The 3,973-nt window shown below is 35.0% G+C and carries 4 protein-coding genes; 2 read left to right on the top strand and 2 right to left on the bottom strand.

The features are described from left to right. Together ABZX61_RS65635 and ABZX61_RS65640 are read right to left on the bottom strand one after the other, a co-directional pair. Positions 1–674 (bottom strand): type ISP restriction/modification enzyme (locus ABZX61_RS65635; protein ID WP_355213213.1); only part of this gene is annotated, 674 nt, incomplete at its 3' end. A gap of 90 nt (positions 675–764) precedes the next feature. Further along, positions 765–1,961 (bottom strand): M20 family metallopeptidase, encoded by a 1,197-nt coding sequence (locus ABZX61_RS65640; protein WP_355213215.1) that lies wholly within the window; start codon positions 1,959–1,961, stop codon positions 765–767. 110 nt (positions 1,962–2,071) lie between these two features. On the opposite strand from ABZX61_RS65640, the gene ABZX61_RS65645 reads away from it, so the two are divergent. Further along, entirely contained in the window at positions 2,072–2,962 is an 891-nt protein-coding gene (locus ABZX61_RS65645; protein ID WP_355213217.1) for an IS982-like element ISLll1 family transposase, read from the top strand. 201 nt (positions 2,963–3,163) lie between these two features. Beyond that, the gene (locus tag ABZX61_RS65650; protein WP_355213218.1) at positions 3,164–3,715 is read left to right on the top strand and encodes a recombinase family protein; all 552 of its coding nucleotides are present in this window, start codon (positions 3,164–3,166) and stop codon (positions 3,713–3,715) included. Positions 3,716–3,973 lie beyond the last annotated feature (258 nt).

Genomic DNA, 3,973 nt, shown 5'->3' on the forward strand with positions numbered 1-3,973 from the left:
AAAATATATTTAGGATTATCACTAAATTCGTTAGGATCATCCGTTATTCCTGATTTTTTATCTGTTTTTACTTGATATTGATTAATAATCCATTCGATAGCTGGCCTTCCACTAACCACATACTCATAAGCTTTCTCTGGTATGTTCGAGATAGTTATTGAATTATTGAAAATAATAGTGTCTAAGGCTCCTTTTTTAGGATGTTTCATCTTAGTCACTTTATAATCATCAGAGCTAACTGACACCGTCACTCCAGGGTATGACACTTGTTTCTCGTAATTCAGATGCAGATTAGATAACTCCTTTCCAATCCGAATAAACGCTTCTTTATTTCGGACTAGCGGAATCCGCGCCAAGCTCTTTTTTAAATCATTGGCATACATATCCCGATATTCGGGTGAATGAAGCAAACCATACACATAATAAACAATGTCAGCCTTATCAATATCATAATTGCCTACTACATTGTCATATTTAACGTCAAGAAGCCCTGTCGTATCTTCCAAATTCTTCAAAAAACCTTTACCGGACGTAAGCAACGCATATTCTGGAACGTTATTTGTCATCAAGACAGAGAACTCGGAATTTGTGGACACATACAAAACCTTGTCATTAAGTGACATCGCAGTATCGTAGTTTGACGGACGGTGAATTAAATCTCGTCCATAATACAACCTTTTTCTGGACAGAGGATAGAAATATTTTTATAAGTTTATTAAATAACGAAGGAGCAACTTTAGCTACAAATCTTGCTATTTGTAAATCTACATTTTTTTATTGAAAAATAGATAGTTTATAGTTACATTTGCAACTGCTTTAGCCGCGATTAAAATACTTTTCTCATTCATTTTAAATAAAGGGCTATGATGGGGATAATTTCCGCCGTCTTCAGGCTGTGCACCAATGTAAAAGAAAGTACTTGGTACAACTTGCCCATAATATGAAAAATCTTCAGAAGGATTTTGTGGTCCTAAATCGACTATATTATTGACTTCTGAAATATTCTGATCTTTTAAGCTGTCAACTACAAAGTGAGTGAGATTTTCTGAATTAAAGAGTACAGGATAGTTATAGTCATAATCTACAATCACTTCAACCCCAAAGGTTACTCCAACGCCTTTAGCAATTTGTTTCACTTGGTCTCGGATGACTTTTCTAGTTGTTTCTTTCATCATCCGAACATCCCCTTTTAACACTACTTTATCTTGTATAGCATTAAAACTTCCTGCTCCATCAAATGATCCAATAGTTACAGTACCCATGTCAAATGGATCTATTCTTCTTGAAATTACTGTTTGGAGTTCAGTTACAAAGTAACTAGCGGCTACTATTGCATCATTACTTAATTGTGGCATAGAAGCGTGACCTCCGTTTCCTTTGATTGTAATGGTGAAATTAGAACGTCCCGTTTGAGTTTCTTTATTATGATAGGCAATGACCCCTGTTTTAATTGTAGTCATCACATGAACCCCGATCATATTATCGACACCGTCAAGAGCTCCTGCTTTAATCATACCTTTGGCACCACCAGGAGATACTTCCTCTGCTGGTTGATGGACAATTCTAACTCTTCCCGGAAGTTCTTGTTTTATTTTTACTAGTTCTCTAGCAAGTACCATCAAATATGCAGTATGTGCATCGTGTCCACAGGCATGCATTACTCCTGGATTGACCGATTTAAAACTTAAATCATTATCTTCAAAAATAGCAAGAGCATCAAAGTCTGCTCTCAACGCAAGAGTTTTTCCGGATTTTCCACCTTCAATATCAACGATGATTCCAAATCCCTTTCCGATAAGTTTTGGTTCACAGTCAAGTTCTTTATAAAAGCCCATAATATACTTAAATGTTTCTTTTTCTTGAAAAGAAATTTCTGGGTATTGATGAAGATGACGCCTAATTTGAATCATTTCATTCTCATATTGTGTTAAGCTAGTCAACAAATTATTAAGTAGTTTCATATGATACCTCTAAACTTTCTACCCGAATTGCTAGTTAATTTCATTGGAAAATAAATAAGTCGTGCTATCCTAATCTTAAACCACTAAGCATTAGAAAGCGCACGACTTATATGACTTATAATAGCACACTTCCAAAAGTTTTTGTTTATTTACTGACAACCATTGAGACGCTTTATCAAACGAGTGTTCCCCTTGAGGTTCAAAACCGAAAGAACGTCCATCTCGCAACATCAGATTGCTTAGTTATCGCTTGTTACCTATGGGGCGTACTGCATTTTAGTGAAACACTTAAAGCTAAGCACCAATTGGCTCAAAGTTTATTTCCTAATTTCCTAGAATATTCTCGCTTTGTCCGCCGTTGTAATGCCCTCTTACCGAGTATCCAAGTCATTCGCCAAGCACTCGTCTTTAAAGAGGTTGAAGGAATGAGTGTATCCATTATTGACAGCTTCCCCATTCCTTTGTGTCAGCCTATTCGTAACTTCAGAAGCAAAGTTCTTGGAGATTATGCAAATGTTGGCTACAATTCTACAAAGGGACAGTACTTCTATGGATGTAAATGTCATGCTTTAGTCAGTGAATCAGGCTATGTCATAGACTACACAATTACTCCTGCTTCAATGGCTGATAGTTCAATGACCGAGGAAGTGTTGAGTCAATTTGGGACACCAACAGTCCTTGGAGATATGGGATATTTAGGTCAGTCACTGCATGATAGGCTGGAATTAAAAGGAATTGATCTAATTACACCTGTCAGGAAGAACATGAAGCAAAAGAAAATCCTTTTCCCTAATTTTTCAAAACGTAGAAAAGTGATTGAGCGAGTTTTCTCTTTTTTGACAAATCTAGGAGCTGAGCGTTGTAAAAGTCATTCGCCTCAAGGTTTTCAATTGAAATTAGAGATGATAGTTTTAGCGTATTCTTTACTGTTAAAATCAGCTAAATCACTGGAACCAGAGACTTTAAGATATTCTATCGGGTATCAAGTCATGGCTAAATAATCAACTAGCAATTCGGGTAGGTCAATGTTCTTTTATATTTGAGCGTCCATAAAATGGTCATTTTCTGAACACTCTTCTTTTCCTATTAAATTTCTCAAAATCATTTACATTCCTTGTTCATTAACCCGTAATTTATTCTATGTTCATTTATATATATATTTCTAAGTTATGATACAATAAATTAAAATGAAGGAGAAAAAAATGAATATCGGATATGCACGAGTTTCAACTGGACTTCAAAATTTGGATTTACAAAAAGATAGTCTCAAAAAATATAACTGTGAAAAAATATTTACTGACCATATGTCAGGAAGTAAAAAAGATAGACCTGGATTAAAATCCGCCATCGAATTTTCTCGTCCTGGAGATACGATTGTTGTTTGGCGATTGGATCGACTAGGTAGAAATATGGAAGATCTCATTAATATTGTTAATTCTCTTAATAATAAAGGGGTAAGTTTTCATAGTTTACAAGAAAATATTACAATGGATAAATCAAGTTCGACTGGACAATTGATGTTTCATTTGTTTGCGGCTTTTGCGGAATTTGAGCGAAATCTTATTTTGGAGCGTTCTGCCGCTGGTAGAGAAGCCGCACGTGCAAGAGGACGACTTGGAGGAAGACCTGAGAAATTTTCGGAGCAAGACGTAAAGCTTCTTAAAACCTTGGTAGAAAGTGGTACGCCGATTAAGTCGATTGCGGATTCTTGGGGAGTGTCAAGAACAACGATTTATAGGTATATAAATAAATGAAAATTTTCTCAATCTCCTTATCCCTTACTAGAAGCCTAGTATTGATTAACCGTTCTTTTAATCGTTGTAAATATTTAAAAGCTCCTTTAGTTTCATAAAGGAGCTTTTATTATTAAATTAGAAGCTATTTTTTACTAAGTTATTTATTGGTTTTTACAACTATCATTCCAATTTTTTCATAAATCTTTTTATAATTATTTAGTACCATGAAAAAGCAAAATGTGATTACAAACACTAAAATACCTGGAAGTATATTAT

The sequence above is a fragment of the Nonomuraea sp. NPDC003709 genome, assembly GCF_040610775.1.
In the GTDB taxonomy this organism is placed as follows: Bacteria; Actinomycetota; Actinomycetes; order Streptosporangiales; family Streptosporangiaceae; genus Nonomuraea; species Nonomuraea angiospora_A.

Bases quoted from the DNA above. Each gene is read 5' to 3' on its own strand.
- ABZX61_RS65640 (WP_355213215.1), bottom strand. From the start codon at position 1,961: ATGAAACTACTTAATAATTTGTTGACTAGCTTAACACAATATGAGAAT.
- ABZX61_RS65645 (WP_355213217.1), top strand. From the start codon at position 2,072: ATGACTTATAATAGCACACTTCCAAAAGTTTTTGTTTATTTACTGACA.
- ABZX61_RS65650 (WP_355213218.1), top strand. From the start codon at position 3,164: ATGAATATCGGATATGCACGAGTTTCAACTGGACTTCAAAATTTGGAT.